Annotated in this window: 18 protein-coding genes and 1 other RNA gene; 6 read left to right on the forward strand and 13 right to left on the reverse strand. The window is 41.9% G+C overall.

Translation table 11 applies throughout. The annotated features are described in order from the left end of the window. Window positions 1-55 precede the first annotated feature (55 nt). Window positions 56-2302 (reverse strand): S46 family peptidase, encoded by a 2247-nt coding sequence (locus AUR67_RS15250; RefSeq protein ID WP_058585917.1) that lies wholly within the window; start codon window positions 2300-2302, stop codon window positions 56-58. 183 nt (window positions 2303-2485) lie between these two features. Further along, window positions 2486-2728, reverse strand: a complete 243-nt coding sequence (locus AUR67_RS15255; protein WP_055020789.1) for a YdcH family protein — start codon at window positions 2726-2728, stop codon at window positions 2486-2488. Between the two features lie 250 nt (window positions 2729-2978). On the opposite strand from AUR67_RS15255, the gene AUR67_RS15260 reads away from it, so the two are divergent. Beyond that, window positions 2979-3608, forward strand: coding sequence for a response regulator transcription factor (locus AUR67_RS15260; protein WP_058585918.1), 630 nt, complete (start codon window positions 2979-2981; stop codon window positions 3606-3608). Then, window positions 3595-5160, forward strand: coding sequence for an MASE1 domain-containing protein (locus tag AUR67_RS15265; protein ID WP_058585919.1), 1566 nt, complete (start codon window positions 3595-3597; stop codon window positions 5158-5160). Before AUR67_RS15260 ends, AUR67_RS15265 begins: the two co-directional genes overlap by 14 nt. A gap of 10 nt (window positions 5161-5170) precedes the next feature. On the opposite strand, the gene AUR67_RS15270 is transcribed toward AUR67_RS15265, so the two are convergent. From AUR67_RS15270 to rsmI, 3 genes are all read right to left on the reverse strand, one after another. Beyond that, a complete protein-coding gene (locus tag AUR67_RS15270) occupies window positions 5171-5692 on the reverse strand; it encodes a hypothetical protein (protein ID WP_054561081.1) in 522 nt (173 codons plus the stop codon). A 458-nt stretch (window positions 5693-6150) separates the two neighbouring features. Then, window positions 6151-6502, reverse strand: an RNA gene (gene rnpB / locus AUR67_RS15830) — RNase P RNA component class A. A gap of 42 nt (window positions 6503-6544) precedes the next feature. After that, window positions 6545-7402, reverse strand: a complete 858-nt coding sequence (gene rsmI, locus AUR67_RS15275; RefSeq protein WP_058585920.1) for a 16S rRNA (cytidine(1402)-2'-O)-methyltransferase — start codon at window positions 7400-7402, stop codon at window positions 6545-6547. A gap of 61 nt (window positions 7403-7463) precedes the next feature. Between rsmI and AUR67_RS15280 the strand changes: the two genes are divergently transcribed. Genes AUR67_RS15280 through dolP form a run of 4 tightly spaced genes read left to right on the forward strand, consistent with a single transcriptional unit; the run spans window position 7464 to window position 10936 of the window. Then, window positions 7464-9341 carry a penicillin-binding protein activator gene (locus AUR67_RS15280; RefSeq protein WP_058585921.1) on the forward strand — a complete coding sequence of 626 codons (1878 nt, stop codon included), beginning with the start codon at window positions 7464-7466 and terminating at the stop codon, window positions 9339-9341. A 37-nt stretch (window positions 9342-9378) separates the two neighbouring features. Beyond that, the gene (locus AUR67_RS15285; protein WP_058585922.1) at window positions 9379-9750 is read left to right on the forward strand and encodes a YraN family protein; all 372 of its coding nucleotides are present in this window, start codon (window positions 9379-9381) and stop codon (window positions 9748-9750) included. A gap of 32 nt (window positions 9751-9782) precedes the next feature. Then, window positions 9783-10370, forward strand: coding sequence for an SIS domain-containing protein (locus AUR67_RS15290; protein ID WP_054561085.1), 588 nt, complete (start codon window positions 9783-9785; stop codon window positions 10368-10370). Beyond that, the gene (gene dolP, locus AUR67_RS15295) at window positions 10370-10936 is read left to right on the forward strand and encodes a division/outer membrane stress-associated lipid-binding lipoprotein (protein ID WP_058585923.1); all 567 of its coding nucleotides are present in this window, start codon (window positions 10370-10372) and stop codon (window positions 10934-10936) included. Before AUR67_RS15290 ends, dolP begins: the two co-directional genes overlap by 1 nt. A gap of 65 nt (window positions 10937-11001) precedes the next feature. On the opposite strand, the gene AUR67_RS15300 is transcribed toward dolP, so the two are convergent. The 8 genes from AUR67_RS15300 to zapE all read right to left on the reverse strand — a co-directional run bounded on the left by AUR67_RS15300 (window position 11002) and on the right by zapE (window position 17667). Next, window positions 11002-11442, reverse strand: a complete 441-nt coding sequence (locus tag AUR67_RS15300; protein WP_054554182.1) for a ClpXP protease specificity-enhancing factor — start codon at window positions 11440-11442, stop codon at window positions 11002-11004. Continuing rightward, the gene (gene sspA / locus AUR67_RS15305; RefSeq protein WP_054554181.1) at window positions 11442-12068 is read right to left on the reverse strand and encodes a stringent starvation protein SspA; all 627 of its coding nucleotides are present in this window, start codon (window positions 12066-12068) and stop codon (window positions 11442-11444) included. Before sspA ends, AUR67_RS15300 begins: the two co-directional genes overlap by 1 nt. Before the next feature lie 79 nt (window positions 12069-12147). Further along, the gene (locus tag AUR67_RS15310; RefSeq protein ID WP_054554180.1) at window positions 12148-12885 is read right to left on the reverse strand and encodes a cytochrome c1; all 738 of its coding nucleotides are present in this window, start codon (window positions 12883-12885) and stop codon (window positions 12148-12150) included. Beyond that, window positions 12882-14147: a cytochrome b gene (locus AUR67_RS15315; protein WP_058585924.1), complete on the reverse strand. Its 1266-nt coding sequence runs from the start codon at window positions 14145-14147 to the stop codon at window positions 12882-12884. Before AUR67_RS15315 ends, AUR67_RS15310 begins: the two co-directional genes overlap by 4 nt. Continuing rightward, window positions 14147-14737: a ubiquinol-cytochrome c reductase iron-sulfur subunit gene (gene petA, locus AUR67_RS15320; RefSeq protein ID WP_054554178.1), complete on the reverse strand. Its 591-nt coding sequence runs from the start codon at window positions 14735-14737 to the stop codon at window positions 14147-14149. Before petA ends, AUR67_RS15315 begins: the two co-directional genes overlap by 1 nt. 666 nt (window positions 14738-15403) lie before the next feature. Next, on the reverse strand, window positions 15404-15796 hold the full coding sequence (gene rpsI / locus AUR67_RS15325) for a 30S ribosomal protein S9 (RefSeq protein WP_095209788.1): 393 nt from the start codon (window positions 15794-15796) through the stop codon (window positions 15404-15406). Window positions 15797-15804: 8 nt separating this feature from the next. Continuing rightward, the gene (rplM, locus tag AUR67_RS15330; protein WP_054561088.1) at window positions 15805-16233 is read right to left on the reverse strand and encodes a 50S ribosomal protein L13; all 429 of its coding nucleotides are present in this window, start codon (window positions 16231-16233) and stop codon (window positions 15805-15807) included. A 345-nt stretch (window positions 16234-16578) separates the two neighbouring features. Continuing rightward, window positions 16579-17667, reverse strand: a complete 1089-nt coding sequence (zapE, locus tag AUR67_RS15335; RefSeq protein ID WP_058585925.1) for a cell division protein ZapE — start codon at window positions 17665-17667, stop codon at window positions 16579-16581. Window positions 17668-17785 lie beyond the last annotated feature (118 nt).

The following is a 17785-nucleotide window of genomic DNA, read 5'->3' on the forward strand; positions in this document are numbered from 1 at the left end:
TTAAAGACATAAAAAAACCGCAGCGATTGCTGCGGTTATTATTAACATAGCGGAGCTATTTAACTAGGGTCATTTCATCAAGTAGGTAACCTGCGTTATCAACTTCTTCCATTAACCAAAGCATGTATCGAATATCAACGTGAATAGCACGGGTGATTTTGGCGTTAAAGTACCAATCTTTGGTGATTGATTCATAAGTCGAGTCAAAATTAAGGCCCACTAATTCACCTTTACCATTCATGACTGGCGAACCTGAATTACCACCTGTGGTATCAGCGCTACTTAAAAAGTTGACTGGTACTGAGTTAACTTCAAGAGGTTTAGCCGCTTGTGGCTCACAACCAAAGCTGAATAAACTACAGCTGACACCTGGTAAACCTAAGTCACCGCGGTAGTACGCGCCAAACGCTTGATTTTTGTAAACTTCAAGTACTTTATCAGTAACAACAAATGGTTTTTCACCTGTGTGTTTAGCCACTAAACCACGTAGGGATGTAAATGGCGTTTTATAAACAGCATCTGCCGCTGGGTAACCATCAACTTGTGCATAGCTTACGCGTAGTGTGCCATTTGCATCTGGGTAAACTGGCTTACCTTTAGCATTATTGAAAGCGATCACGGCTTGCATATACTGCGGGCGAATTTCTGCTAAACGACCCGCCATTTCTTTTTTATCAGCTTCTTGCGCCATGTTGGTATCGTATAGAGCAACAGCTAACTTTATGAATGGGTCGTTTGATGCTTCAAACTCGGCTACAGATTTACCAATCCAGTTTACACGTGCTTCTACATCTGTTAGCTCTGTATTAGCATAAAAAGAAGCAATAATCGCTTCAAGCTCAGCTTGTGTAGTGGTATCTGTAATACCTAAGCCGTCGTTTAATGCCGCTACTTGCGCTGTTTTATCTTGCGCTAAATAGCTATCTAAGTAGCTTAACCATAAGGCTTTATCGACTTCAGGCGTAAACTGTTTTTGTAAACGCTCTAAACGCGCTTTAAGCATAGGAAGATCGCGCTCTTGATAACCCATTTCGCGCTCTGCATTTGGCTTTTCGCTTTCTTTAGCTAAGCGGTATAAACGAATTGCCGTACTTAATAAGTCTGCGCGTTTTGCGTAATCAAAGTAAAAATGGCTCTGTTGCTGTGCGTGCGCTTCTACTAATAATGACTTTAATGCGTGATATGAATCTGCGTAAGCTTTACGCTCAGCACTTTGTGCAAACCAAGCGAGGTACTCTTGTTCTTGCGCAGCTTTAATACCCGGAATATCCGTTACTTTAAAGCCATCTTGTAAGCCTTCCAGTTTCTTTAAACGGTTGTTAGTGCTTTTTACACGAGAGGCATATTTAACTTGTGCTTGCTCATCGCCTTCACTCTGCTTGGCAATCACATCAAGAGTCATGTTGTAAGTATTAAGCAGTGTCGGGTAATACCAACTCGCTGAATAATTTACTTCATCTGCTAGTTTATAGCGGCTAGTGCGACCTGGGTAACCTGCCACCAGCACGCCATCACCTAAACTTACGCCGTTCGCATTCACTTTTAAGAACGACTTTGGCTCATAAGGTACGTTATCTTCGCTGTAATCTGCAGGCTTACCATCTTTACCAACATAGCCACGTACAAAGGTAAAATCGGCCGTGTGACGTGGGTATTCAAAGTTATCAATGTCACCACCAAAGTTACCTAGCGCTTCTGCCGGAGCATACACTAAGCGCACATCTTTGATCATCAGTTGTTTGATCATGAAGTACTCTAAGCCATGGTGAAAATCACGTACCGTACAACGGTAGTTAGGATCTGACTCACACTCGCTGATCAAGGCTTTGCGGTTTGCTTGAATCGCTTCATAACGCGCTTTGCCGTGTAGATCTGCTGATAAGTTACCCAGAACGCGATCAGTTACATCATCCACTTGTTCAGTTACGTACAAACGCTCTTGTGGGCCTGCAGGTAACTCTTTTGACAAGTCAGCTGCTAAAAAGCCTTTTTCAATTAAGTTATTTTCTGGTGTGCTGTTATTTTGGATCGCACCATAAGCACAGTGATGATTAGTTACAGCTAAGCCTTTTGGTGAAACAAATGATGCAGAGCAATAGCCTAAACCAACCACTGCATTGAGTGGATATTGGTTAAGATCTGCCACTTGTGAAGCCGGTAACTCAATACCAACGCGGTCAAACTCGCTTTGTAATTGTTTTAATTGATGCGGTTGCCACTGCCCTTCATCAGCGTGTGCGCTACCTACAGCGACAACACCCATTAGTGCTAATGAAGTAGTAATAATATTTTTTTTAATCATGTTAATCCCAGTCAGTGCAAAGCACTATTCCATTGTTGCCTTAAAAAATCGCGCTAAGACTACCATAACCTTGATTGAGTAAAGGGATATTGCGATTAAATACGATTGGAGAGTAAAAATAGAGGAGAGAAAAAGCTCCTACCGTAAGAATGCAGTTAGCAGGAGCATTATTCGATTCATTTATTAAGCACTGGCTTTTAAAAAGTCATAAAGTTCATCTTTTAGCACGGCGCGTTGATGCTTCTTTTCATGCATGTCCGCATCTTCTATTGGAGAGTCTTGCAACTCAAGAGAGCGAATTTCTTTATCCATATCATCATAACGTTGCATGGTTTTCTTGAAGTGAGCATCGTGTTTCGCGAGGCTATGGATTAATTCATTAAACTCTGGGAATTCATTCAATAACGAGTGTTTTTCGCCTAGCATGGGCAACTCCTTTAGCTAGAATTTAAGTTCAATTTCACTGTACCACTGCAACATACAGAGTCAACGCAGTAACCTTGTCCGAGATCAATAATCACAACGATTTAGAAAATATAGCGTTTAAACTAGAAATGTTCCTAAGCTTTAGTCCCATTAAAATCAGGACACATGAACGCGTATTTAATTAATATAAGAATAATTCCTAGACATAACTTATTGAATTAGGGATATAATAAAAATCTATGGAGGGATTATGCGAATTGGAATCATTGAAGATCATCAACTGGTTAGAGATAGCTTTAAAAAATTATTAGAGCTACAAAACGGGTGGCAAGTTATCATAGAAGCCTGCTCAGTCACGGAGGCAAAACTTGCTGTTAACTTAGAGCAACCGAATGTATTTATTGTTGATATATCAATGCATGACGGTGAAAACGGACTCGCATTTCTTACCTATCTAAACACTCACTTTCCCGACATAAAAACCATTGTTGCTTCTATGTATGACTACGAGCCTTACGTTAGCAACGCCTTAAAGCTGGGCGCTCAAGGTTATGTTTCTAAACGCTCAGCATCAGAAGCTTTAATTGATGCAGTCAATTCAGTTATTAAAGGAGGGCGCTATATCAGTGAAGATGTGAAATTTAATACTACTTCCCCCGTAAGCAAACTTTCTTTTTTAACACCAAGAGAGAAAGAGGCACTTCCCTTATTTGCCAAAGGGCTAAATGCTAAACAAGTTGCGCAACAACTCGATATGATGCCCAAAACAGCCCACGTACATAAAACGAATATATACAACAAACTTGAAGTTACTAACTCATTTGAATTATTAAAAATTGCTATAGATTCCGGGATGATCACACTTGATGAACTGGCATAAGCTCATTTCAACAAAGTATTCTTCACGCAGCTTTATAACTGAAATATTTAACCAGTTATTAGTGTTTGCGCTTTACTTTTTAGCCTTATATTTATCCTCTTGGGTGAGTAATCATTTAGAAACCGTTGCCCAAAGTAGTGCGATTTACCTGCCAGCAGGGGTGAAGCTTGCATTCTTTGTTATTTTTCCAGTGCGATTTTGGCCAATGCTTTGGATTGCCTCTCGACTTTATGCGTCGTATTTAGGTGTCTATTACAATGGTGAATGGAGCTTTGATTTATTTCACGGTTTCTTTCAAGAATTAACCTATATGGCTATCGTCTACAGCTTTAAGAAAAGCCGCTGGCCACCAAAAATCACTTCTAATTCCGGGGCTTTGTCGTTAATTCTACTTGCCGTTTTTTCAGCTTCTTTTAAATGGTTTTTGTTTTCGAGCGCCTTTGAATTCACAACCTGGTTAGAAGGTAAACAAGTACTACAATATCAACTGAATATGACATTAGGCGACTTAACGGGAACATTATTAGTGGCCCCGGCATTATTGTTAATTAGCCAAAGCTACAGCCTTGTGCCCTCTCGTCATCATGCTGTTATTTTACTAAGCTTATTAGCACTAGCATCTATTTACATTGTTAGTTACCTAGGTCACTCAGATCTTTATCCCTTGCTACGCCTTTGCTCACTTCTGCCGGTAATTTGGTTCTCTTATAAATTTGGTATTAAAGGAGCAATAGCAAGCGCCTTGGTAAGTAATACGCTGATCGTTGCACAAGCAGGCCTCACCCAAGATGCGACCAATACTTATATTAGCCAATTATTTATTTTAGCCAATTCAGTAACAGGGTTACTGGTAGGGACCGCCACTAACGAGTTAAAGATCAAAAATAATCAACTACAAGCCAGTAACGAAAAACTCTCGGCGCTGCTTGAGAAAAATAAACAGCTCGCTAAACGCATGGTAACTGTGCAAGAAAATGAGCGAAAGTACTTGTCTCAAGAACTCCATGACGAATTAGGCCAAAATCTAACAGCACTTAAAACTGACCTGACGGTACTTTCGATAGCGCAACGAAATAATGAAAATACCCTCGTTGAAGGCCTAAAAGAAAATGCAAAGGCGATGTATGACTCTGTTTATCAAATTATGCATCACTTAAGACCTAGAGAGCTTGATGAGCTTGGGCTAGAGCAAGCTCTTAAAGAAGGACGCTTTAACTCTCTGCTAAGTAAAGCATCAATCAAATACGTAGCTGAAATAAACTTAAGTTCTGCAATATCAGATGAACATCAAACAGCTATTTACAGAATTTGCCAAGAAGCAGTCACTAACTGCATCAAGCACAGTACAGCCACAGAGCTAAGGCTCAGGTTGTTGGCTCACGAACAGTATATACGCCTTACTATTATAGATAATGGAAAAACCAAGACCACACTGCAAGAGTCTGGTGGCTACGGGTTATCATTTATTGAAGAGCGGGTTATTGCTCTTGGCGGTACATGTACGGTTACTGAAATAGATGGATTTAAAATTGAAGTATACTTTGATATTTAAATACAACTAGTTACCTTAAATAAACCTGCTTGGTAAGATATTTTTTCTTAATATTCGCAAGCTGTATTTCTGCTTGATTGCCTATAAGCTGTAACAACAAGCCATGCGCTATTTCCCTTTCGCCCAACTTCGATTTAACAACAACTTCTTTACCAATTGCACCTTGCAACCTTGGTTTAGGAAAACTCGCTTTAGTAACAGGTTTAAGCCCCTCGTTTTCAACAAACAAATTTAGACAATGCTGCTTAGCGGCACTGATCCAGTCATCATGGGATTTAACAATATCAACGTTATTTAGAAAGTGTATCAAAGCGCTATTTCGACTACTAAATTCGCTCGAAACATCAGACATATTTTTCACTTGTGCCCACTTACGAATAACAACGTACTTGCCTTGCTTGAGCCTAGCTAAACTCGTCGACGCCCCCGTCATCCTGCTATACCATTCAATTCTGTAACAAGAAGAGCCTAAGCTGTGAAGAAGAATAGTCGTATTGCCAAACTCCTTAGTACTTCCCTCAATAACACTCATTTTCAATCCATTAAGCATAAGTAAATTAGATTTAAAGGATATAAAGAACAAGCCGTTATGATAATGAGTGACTTTCTTAGTGAGCCTAAGAAAAATTCCTAGTTTGCAGAGAATGGTTAAACAACTGAAGAGTGCCCTCTTGATAATAAAAAGCAAACAATTTCGATTTGGTTTGAGGGTTTCGAGAACATGGCTTTTTTAGAAAACAAAAAGCCTCGGTAAATACCAAGGCCCTTGTATAATTTGGTGAATCAGCCAATAAGCCGCTGTTTTGTATGCGCGGAGTGGATTTTCTTAATTTTGTGTCCATGTAGATAGCAAAAAGCCCCGCATTGCTGCGAGGCTTTCTTTAATTTGGTGAGTCAGCCAGTAAGCCGCTGTTTTGTATGCGCGGAGTGGATTTTCTCCGCCCCAAAAAGCAAAAAGCCCGTAGCATTCACTACGGGCTTTAATATGATTTGGTGAGTCAGCCAATAAGCCGGGTTCTGTCGTGGATAATCATTCGTCTAGGCCATAAATTGCTCTATGGCTCAAGCAACCTACCCGGTTCCAACGTGGGCCACGCCATAAGGAACCCTATTTGGTCTTGCTCCGGGTGGAGTTTACCTTGCAACCAACTGTTACCAGTGGCCCGGTGCGCTCTTACCGCACCCTTTCACCCTTACCAACCGAAGTTGGCGGTCTCCTCTCTGCTGCACTTGTCGTAGGCTCGCGCCCCCCAGCCGTTAGCTGGCACCCTGCCCTGTGGAGCCCGGACTTTCCTCCCCCTGCGCATTTTCGTTGCAGGCAGCGATTATCTCGGCTGACTCGGCGCGCAGTATACCTGAGCGCGCACGTCTATGCAGTAAAGAATTAGTCTTTTTCGTCAATAATTGCTTTATAAAGTGCGTTTTTCTTCAAACCAAAATACTCAGCCACAACACCACAGGCTTTTTTCAGTGGCATTTCGGCTTCGAGTAAACCGAGCATGCGTCGCGCATCTTCTGGAATATCGTCACTTTGCTTTGCTTTACCCGGTAGCATCAATACGATTTCACCACGTTGCTTAGTTGGGTCATCCGTTAAGAACTGTTTTAATTCGGCAACCGTGCCATTAAAAAAGGTTTCGAAAGTTTTGGTAAGTTCTTTAGCAAACACTACTGGCTGTTCTGCACCGAGTGCTGCTTCTAAATCATCAAGGCTCGCCATTATACGGTGGGTACTTTCATACATGATGCTAGTAATACCTGAGTTTACCGCTTCGATAAAAAAGCTCTGCCTTGCTTTACTCTTTGCTGGTGTAAAACCAATAAACTGAAAACGATCTGTCGGTAAACCAGAACAACATACAGCGGTAATTGCAGCACATGCTCCCGGCACTGGCGTAACATGCGCGCCTTGTTCACGGCATAAATTGACCACCGCATAACCTGGGTCGCTAATAAGTGGCGTGCCGGCGTCAGATACCAGCGCAATGTTCATTCCTTGCTCTAACCAATCTACAATTTGTTGCGCTTTTTGTTTCTCGTTGTGGTCATGTAAAGCAAAGGTTTTTGCTTTGATATTAAAATGGCTTAACAACTTTCCTGTGTGACGAGTATCTTCAGCGGCTATTAAGTCAACCTCAGATAGGGTTTGGATGGCACGCTGGCTGATGTCATCAAAGTTACCAATAGGCGTGGCAACAATGTAAAGAGTGCCGATTTTATCTGAATTGTCCTCATTTAACATTGAGGTCTCCTGCGTCAGTCAGTAATATAAGCAAATCGCGTTAACGTATCGGGAAATCATTGTGCGACTTAAACTTGTTAGTCTATTAATTGTATTGTCAGGGTTATCGGCTTGTAGCACAACCGAAAAACCTCGAAATAGTGCAGAAAATCAATCGAGCCAATCGAGTATTGCGCTATCACAGCTAACCGACGCACAATCAATGTACCAAGCGGCGCTAAACCGTCAAGGTGCCGATAAAATCCAGCTTTTATATACTGCACGTGATGCGGCTATCAGTGAAGAGCGCTGGGCACTGCTAGAAAAAATCTGCCTCGAACTTGAAGCAACCCCAAGTGTCGACCAAATTCAAAACAAACTTTACATTGCCCTTGCGCAAGAGCATCAAGGCAAAAGCGACTTAGCTTTAGCTCAGTTACAACAACTTGAGCCTCAGTTAAGCCAGCCAGAGCATAAAGCATGGCATCAATACCTGACTGCGCGCGTTTACGCGTCGCAAGGTATGCCAAAACAAGCAATGCCTTTCTTTTTTAAGGCATCAACACTTAGCAGTGAAAATAACTTTACCGTTGCCAATTTAAACAAAGATTTATGGCAAAGCCTAACCCAGCTTTCATCGTACGCACTTGAGCGCTTTAACCGAGGCTCTGTGGTGCAACAAGGTTGGGTTAATTTAGCGCTTTATCATCAAGTGTATTTAGGTGCGCCTGTAGAACTTCACCAAGCAATGAATAACTGGCTGCGTCGTTACCCGGGTCACCCAGCTGCTGAGGTACTACCAAAAAAAGTGACTGAGCTAGTACAAATTGAACCTCTAAATGTGAACCGTTTAGCTGTACTTATTCCACAATCAGGTGCTAATGAGCGATTAGGTGATGCCTTAAAAGCCGGTGTGCTTGCGGCCCTAGATGGACAGTCATTAGAGCAAACCCTTTTTATTGATGAATCACTATCAGCTGCAGAGATCTCACTCAAGCTAAGCGAATTTAATGCTGATTTTGTTATTGGCCCACTACTAAAAAGCAATATCGAAAAGCTTACTAGCGCACAAACACTGGTTGATTACCCGGTAATGCATTTAAACACCTTTGATGGTGAGCGCATTTCACAGCAGCACTTTTTCTTTGCACTAAGCCCTGAGCATGAAGTTCAGCAAGCATTAGAGCGATTTTTAACAGCAGGCTATCAAAAGCCGATGTTGCTAGCCCCTAATAATAGTAACGGTCAGCGTTTAGTTGAGCACTTTAATACGCAGTGGCAACGATACAGCGAAGTTAAACCACAAATAGGGTTTTACTCAGGTAAAGATGATATGCCGAAAACGATCACTGGCTTACTTGAAGTAGACCAAAGTAAAGAGCGTATTAAAGTCGTCAAATCATTATTCAAGCAAGAAGTAGAAAGTGAAACCCGCTCACGCAGCGACATTGACGTGATTTATATTTTAGGTGATGCCACCGAAACACGCTTAATCAAGCCGTATTTAGACGTTAACGTGAGTACCTTTGCAGATCGAATCCCGCTTTATGCCAGCTCAAAAAGCCACAGTAAACAAATTGATAGAACGGATAAAGGCGACTTAGATGGCCTTTATTTTACGGAACTACCTTGGATGCTTGACGGTCAAATTCAGCAACACAATTTACGCCAGCAGTACGAAAGCTTATGGCCAGAAAACGCAGATATAAGCCAGCGCTTATTTGCCATGGCGTTCGATGCAGCCAGTATGCTCGGTGATGTAAAACAACTGAGTATGGTACAAGGCAAACGCTTTAGTGGTATCAGTGGTCAATTGAGCATTGCTAGTAATGGCTATGTTACACGCACCCTAGATTGGGCACAGTACAAAAATAAGAAAATCATTGCGGTCGATTTAGCGACTGAGCAACCAATCCCGCTATTTATGCAATCTGCTATTGGGATCAATGCCGCTGAATAACCCTTTTTAAACGTAGTATTAGCTCAAGGATGAAGCTATGTTGTGGTTTAAGCAATTGTGGCAAAATAGCCGCGAGAAAGGCCTGTATTACGAACATCAGGCAGAACAGTATTTAATACAACATGGCTTAAAAGCCATTGAGCGCAATTACTTATGCAAGTACGGCGAGCTCGATTTAATAATGCGTGACGGGCAAACACTGGTATTTGTAGAAGTAAAATTTAGAAAAAACACCCTGCGTGGTGGTGCAAACTATGCGCTCAGCAAACAAAAGCAGCAACGATTAAGGCGCACGATTAGCCATTATCTTGCCGAGAAAAAGATCTCAAACCAGGCAATGCGAATAGACTATGTCGCTATAACAGGAGAGCTTAACAGCACCCTAAACTGGTTTAAAAATGTTTACTAACGCCGTTTGGCGTCGGCTTAATTTGGTAGGTTATGCAAGAAACGATAAAAAAAATCTTTACCGAAAATATTCAAGTTCAAATAGCAGCGGGTGAAGTACTGCCAAGCGCACTTGAATCAGCAGCGTTCACCATTGCACAAAGCCTCATTAACGGCAATAAACTGCTGTGTTGTGGCACTCCTAGCTGCCACATGTTGGCACAGCATATGGCAGGGCTATTAATTAACTTTTATGAAACCGAGCGCCCTTGCCTACCCGCAGTTGCGCTTGCACAAGATCAAGTTAACTTAGGCTCAGCCGCAAATAATGATGAGCACGAAACCTTTGCACGACAAATTCGTGCATTTGCGCAGCAAGGCGACCTTTTACTAGCAATTGCTGTCAATGGTAATGAAAAGCAGATTATCTCAGCCGTTGAAGCGGCACTGACCCGTGATATGAAAGTCATTGTGCTTGTTGGTGATGACGGCGGTGAATTAGTTGGCTTACTTGGCCCAAATGATGTTGAAATTCGCGTGCCATCCAAACGCCCAAGCCGTATTGTTGAGTCACACTTAGTGAATTTACACTGCCTCAGTGAGCTTATCGATTTAACCTTATTCCCACAGGAAGAAAATTAATGTTTAAACAGTCTTTACTAGTATTTGGTACCGTTTTATTGCTGCAAGGCTGTGCAGCTGCCGTTGTGGCCGGTACCGCAGGCGCTGTAACTGCTGCGAATGATCGCCGCACGATTGGTTCACAAATTGACGATAACAACATCGAAATTAAAAGTTCTATTGCTATCAGCGAAAATGAGCGTCTTCACAAATTTGCTAACGTTAACGTCATTAGCGTTAATGGTATTGTGCTTATGATTGGTCAAGTTGCTAACGCAGAAATGAAAAACGAAGCACAACGCGCTATTGAGGGCGTTGATGGTATTCGTAAAATCCACAACCAAATTCGCATTGGTTCAAATATTGGCATGAGTACGCAAACGCACGACTCTTGGTTAACTTCTAAAGTGAAAACGCAATTGCTCACCACAGAAAGCATCAGCAGCAATAACATCAAAGTAGTAACAGAGAATGGCGAAGTCTTTTTAATGGGCTTAGTGAGCGATTCTGAAGCGAATTTAGCGGTTGATGTAGCACGTAACGTATCAGGCGTTGAACGTGTTATTAAAGTGTTTGAATATTTATAATATTCAACCGTAAATTGATAATAAAAAACCCGCTTAATAGCGGGTTTTCTTTTGTCTGACTAAGGTTACTTAATCACTCGTAAGTGAGCACCTTTTTTCTTCTCTGGTTTAGCAGGTGGTTCATCATCTGGCGTAATATCGTCAGGTGTTTCAACACTTTCTAATACCGGAGCAAAATCGTCTTCGTCCTCGATGAATTCTTCTGCAGTAAATACAGTCCCTTCACCATTCTCACGTGCATAAATTGCGAGCACAGCACCCATAGGTACGTACACTTGCATTGGTTGACCACCAAAGCGCGCATTGAAGCTCAGCTGTTGGTTGTCCATTGCAAATTGTGTTACCGCTGATGGGCTAATGTTCAAAACGATCTGACCGTCTTGCACAAACTGTGTTGGTACTTGTACAGCAGGAAAATCAGCGTTAACCACTAAGTGTGGTGTGCACTGATTATCAACAATCCAATCAAAGAAAGCGCGTAGTAAATAAGGACGATTAGGCGTCATTATAAACGGATCTCACGCTCTGCTTCAGTTAATGAAGCTTGGAATGATTCACGCTCAAATAAACGCAACATGTATTCTTTAAGCTCTTTCGCGCCTGCACCATTAAGCTCAATGCCAAGCTCAGGTAAACGCCAAAGTAGTGGTGCTAAGTAACAATCAACTAAGCTGAACTCTTCACTCATGAAGTAAGGTGCTTCAGAGAAGATTGGTGCAATTGCAAGTAACGCTTCTGTAAGCTCTTTACGTGCTTGCGCAGCTTCGCTGCTACCGCTAGTGATTTTGTTAGCTAGGCTATACCAATCCGTATCGATACGATGCATCATCAGACGACTACGGCCACGCATAACCGGATAAACTGGCATTAGTGGAGGATGAGGGAAACGTTCATCAAGGTATTCCATGATGATGTTTGCCTGATATAAACCAAGCTCACGATCGATCAGTGTTGGTACTGTACCGTAAGGGTTAATCTCATGAAGTGCTTCTGGCAGGTTATCCTTTTCAGCCAGGTGAATGTCAACACTTACACCTTTTTCAGCAAGTACGATACGTACTTGATGGCTATACATACAGTTAGCACCAGAAAACAGGGTCATTACAGGGCGCTTATTGGCAGCTACGGCCATGCCTACCTCCATTATATTACAAAAACAGCAATAGGGGCTTAAGCCCCTATCACAAAACTACCTTTCAAAATGCCCAGGATTAGTGAACATCTCTCCAGTATTCTTTCTTCAGCATGAATGCCAAGATAAATAGAATCACTAGGAAACCAATTACCTTAAGACCTAACGCTTCTGACTCTAAACGTGACGGCTCGCCAACGTAAGCTAAGAAGTTAGTTAAGTCACGAGCAGCACGATCGTACTCGTCAACACTCATTTCACCAGAACCATCTGTTTCAACGCCAACAACTTTAGTCACAGTGTGACCATGTTCTTCCACTTCTTCAGTTATTGGTGTTGGTAAACCTTGCAGTTCTTGAAGAACGTGAGGCATACCTACCGATGGGAAAACAACGTTGTTTACGCCAAACGGACGAGACTCGTCTTTATAGAATGACTTCAGATAAGTGTAGATCCAGTCAGTACCACGAACTCGCGCAACAAGCGTAAGATCCGGTGGCGCTGCGCCAAACCATTTAGCTGCGTCATCTTTATCAATCGCATTTTTGATGTGGCTACCTACTTTTGAGCCATCAAAAATTAATTGCTCTTGACCAATCTCAGTAGGAATACCGATATCGCGGAACGTACGCTCATAACGTTGATACTGCATTTGGTGACAACCAAGACAGTAGTTCATGAACAATTTAGCACCGCGCTGTAAAGACGCGTTATCTTTAAGGTCAATGTTCGCATCCATTAAAGGAACCGAAGGACCTGCTGCCATTGTCAACGATGGCAACAATGCGAATAAACCGATAATTAGCTTTTTCATCATTTCGTCAACCTCGTTGGTAATGGCTTAGTTTTCTCATTCTTGCTGTAAACAAATAACAATACGAAGAACATGAAGTATGTCACAGTCGTGATTTGTGATAACAGCGTTTTGAAATCAGTTTGTGGTGTAGCACCAACCCAACCCAAGATAACGAAAGTTACCACAAATTGTGCGATGTTTAACTTGTGTAGACCACAACGATAACGAATAGAGCGAACTGAACCACGGTCAATCCAAGGTAGTAACGCAAGCACTACGATAGATGCACCCATCGCCACAACACCCATTAACTTGTTAGGGATTGCACGTAGGATTGCGTAGAATGGCGTAAAGTACCAAACTGGGAAAATATGCTCTGGTGTTTTCAGCGGGTTAGCTGCTTCGAAGTTTGGCGCTTCTAGGAAGAAACCATTCATCGCAGGCATAAAGAATACAACCCAACAGAATAAGATTAAGAAACCAACCACACCCACAATATCTTTTACTGTGTAGTAAGGGTGGAACGGGATTGCATCAACAATGTCTTTCTTGTTGGTGTAATACTCGTGGAATTTGAATTTAGACTTATCTTCTTCAGCTACAGTGCCTTTCTTACGCTTGATTTCAACACCATCAGGGTTGTTTGAACCCACTTCGTGTAGTGCAACAATGTGTAAGAATACTAAGATAACGATTACTAAAGGTAATGCAATTACGTGTAGTGCAAAGAAGCGGTTAAGCGTAGCACCAGAAATTACGTAGTCACCACGGATCCAAAGCGTTAAGTCATCACCAATAACCGGAATCGCACCGAATAGTGAAATGATTACCTGTGCACCCCAGAAAGACATTTGTCCCCAAGGTAGTAAGTAACCCATGAAAGCTTCAGCCATAAGCGCTAAGAAGATGAACATACCGAATAACCACAGTAATTCACGTGGTTTTTGGTAAGAACCGTAGATCATGCCACGGAACATGTGCAGGTATACAACGATAAAGAACGCTGATGCACCTGTTGAGTGAAGGTAACGAAGTAACCAACCGTATTCAACATCACGCATGATGTATTCTACCGATGCGAAAGCACCTTCAGCAGACGGTACGAAGTTCATTGTTAACCAGATACCAGTTACGATTTGGTTAACAAGTACTAACATGGCTAAAGAGCCAAAGAAGTACCAGAAGTTAAAGTTTTTTGGTGCTGGATACTGTGCAATATGCATGTTCCAAACACGTGTCATTGGAATACGATCGTCGATCCAACCAATAATTTTACCAAACATTACGCCACTCCTTTTTCTTCACCGACTAGAATAGTCGTGTCATCAAGGAAGGTATACGGAGGAATTTCTAGATTTAATGGTGCAGGTACAGATTGGAATACACGACCAGCCATATCAAATTTAGAACCGTGACACGGACAGAAGAAACCGTCGTCTGTGCCCTCTACTTTCTCACCAAAGCCACCTTGTAGGAAGCTAGGAGAACAACCTAAGTGCGTACAAATACCAACAGCAACGAAAATTTCAGGACGTTGCGAACGATATTCATTGGTTGATGATTCAGGTTGTTGAGGCTCTTCAGACGCAGGATCACGAAGTTGACCTTCATGTTCTTTCATCTGTTCAAGCATTCTTGGTGTACGATTAATAACCCAAACAGGTTTTCCTCGCCACTCAACACGTATTAATTGTCCTGGCTCAAGCTTGCTGATATCTACTTCTACAGGCGCACCCGCAGATTTAGCTCGCTCACTTGGATTCCAAGACGCAATAAAAGGAACAGCAGCCCCAGCCGCACCAACACCACCAACAACAGAGGTAGCTATGGTTAAAAAGCGACGTCGGCCATTGTCTACAGGCGCATTGCTCATCCACTTATCTCCACTATGATTCCCAACACTTGCCATATTGAGAACATCAGTTACAGCAGGTTAATTTTTAGAAATTTCAAAATAGACGCGATCATAATTAAAACCCTTGATTAAAACAAGGTTATTCACAGTCTCATGCTCGAATAAACCCTATTTAATGAATTATTAATTTAGGTTAGCTCGAGTATGAAGCCGCTGGTTATGATAACGCATATAAAAAAACAATATACTGACCAAGATCAACCTCACTAAGAGGAAACAGAATTCTGCATTAGCTGTTGTTGAACTCACTCACATTACTTGCCCCCCAATTGTAGCAAAAAATTTCATCAATTAACTGATGGATTTAAGCTAATTTTGCTAAATCTTGAAGTTTTTTTACTGTAATACGTACTAATTATTATCAGTGGTCAAATATCGAACGAAAAAAGGTAGGGTTTTGCGCTTCAGCGAGATGCGAGATGCGAGATGCGAGATGCGAGATGCGAGATGCGAGATGCGAGATGCGAGAAGTATATGGGAATATTAAGCCTTGGCAAGAACTTGTTCATTCAAGCAGTGAGCCCTCTCTCGATCAGCTAAAAACTGACGTCTGAAAGCTGACAGCTCTGAAAAACAAAAAACCCAGCCGAAGCTGGGTTTTTGGTATTCTGATAAACGTAAATATTAACGTTTTGAGAATTGTGGACGCTTACGTGCTTTCTTAAGACCCACTTTCTTACGCTCAACTTTACGTGCATCACGTGTAACGAAACCTGCTTTACGAAGTGTAGGACGTAGAGACTCGTCAAACTCCATAAGTGCACGAGTGATACCGTGACGGATAGCACCAGCTTGACCAGTAGTACCACCACCTGAAACAGTGATGTGTAGGTCAAACTTTTCAGTCATTTCTACGTGCTCTAATGCTTGACGAACAACCATGCGAGCAGTCTCACGACCGAAGTACTCTTCTAGAGAGCGCTTGTTGATTACGATGTTACCAGTGCCTGGGCGTAAGAATACGCGAGCACTTGAACTTTTACGACGACCTGTACCGTAGTATTGATTTGCCATGATAGTGCTCCTTAAATGTCTAGAACCTGAGGCTGTTGTGCAGCATGGTTGTGCTCAGTACCTGAGTAAACTTTAAGTTTACGGTACATTGCGCGGCCTAAAGGACCACGTGGCAACATGCCTTTAACAGCTTTTTCGATGATCATTTCAGGCTTTGCAGCTTGAAGCTTGTCGAAAGTAGTAGACTTAAGACCACCTGGGAAACCAGTATGAGCGTAGTACATTTTGTCTTTTGCTTTATTACCAGTAACAGTAACTTTCTCAGCGTTGATAACGATGATGTAATCACCAGTATCTACGTGAGGAGTGTATTCAGCTTTATGCTTACCGCGTAGGCGACGAGCGATTTCAGTAGCGATGCGACCTAAAGTTTTACCTTCAGCGTCAACTACGTACCAGTCACGTTTTACTGTTTCTGGCTTAGCAACAAACGTTTTCATTTATTAAAATCCAATGTTTTTTAATTAAAACCACAGGTAATTATTATTAATTACCGCTCTAAGTTGAATGCTTTAACCCCTTCGAGTTTAAGACTTTGAGCCATCAATTAGAGGCTAAACTAATATCTGGCAATAGAACGCAACGTGGCAGACGCGGGAGTATACCAGCACTTGAACCACATTGCTATATGATGGTTGTTTTTTATTCGAGAAAATCAGCTATCAGCTAAGTGCGCGCGAAATAAATTTCACGCCTACATCAATCGTAGGCGTCACGCTTGCTTGGCGCGCCTTACATTCAACACCGTTCAGCTAAAAACTGAAAGCTGACGGCTGACAGCTCTACTACGCTAGATGCTCTTTTGCTAAATACTCTAGCGATTGCATTTCTTGTAGTCGGCTAATACAACGCTTAAATTCAAAATTTAAGTTACCTTCGCTATATAGCTCGGTTATTGGCTTTTCTGCAGAGATAATCAGCGTTACATGACGCTCGTAGAATTCATCCACTAACGCGATAAAACGACGTGCGGCATCATCATTGGCTTGGCCTAATGATTTTACGTTAGACAAAATCACCGTGTTATAAAGTCGGCTTATTTCCATGTAATCAACTTGGCTGCGGGCTGTTTCGCATAGCTCACTAAACTCAAACATAGCAATACAGTCAGAAACTTTACGGGTTTTGATCATCCGCCCTTCAATTTCAATTTCTTTATCGAGCACACCCGGCTCAGGTGACAACTTATCGAAGTATTCAAATAAATTATCATCAGCTTGCTTATCAAGCGGACTATGGAAAATTTCGGCTTGCTCAAGGGTACGTAAACGATAATCAACCCCCGAGTCTACATTTACGATTTCGGTGTTGGCTTTTACCAGCTCAATTGCTGGTAAGAAACGCGCACGTTGTAAACCGTTTCTATACAGGTCATCAGGCACGATGTTTGATGTCGCAACTAGCACAATGCCGCGTTCAAATAATGCTTCCATCAAACCACCTAGTAGCATTGCATCAGTGATATCTTGCACAAAAAATTCATCGAAACAGATAATATCTGTTTCTGATTTAAAGATATCTGCAACCACATTTAATGGATTACTGGTATTTTTTAACTTTTTCAGCTCATCATGCACGCGATGCATAAAACGGTGAAAGTGCACACGCATCTTACGATCAGTAGGTAGAGCTTCGTAGAAAGTATCAACTAAATAGGTCTTACCTCTACCTACTCCGCCCCAAAAATACAGCCCTTTTATACTTGGCGTGCTATCTTTAGAGAATAGTTTGGCAAACCACCCCTTCGCGGCCGGTTTGTCTGCCGTTAGGTCATCATAGAGTCTTTGCAAATGGCGCACTGCATTTTCTTGCGCTGCATCATGTACAAAGTCTTCACGTTGTAAATCTTGTTGGTATTTCTGCCAAGGAGTCATAGGTCGTTACAATAAAACACAGTTAAATTTGCACAGTATATTAACACGCATCGTATCTCAGGGTATATTAGCCCGCAGTATGATTTCACAATCAAATTAAGCATATTTTAATAATGAT

This window comes from Pseudoalteromonas sp. XI10 (assembly GCF_001469895.1).
Taxonomy (GTDB): Bacteria; Pseudomonadota; Gammaproteobacteria; order Enterobacterales; family Alteromonadaceae; genus Pseudoalteromonas.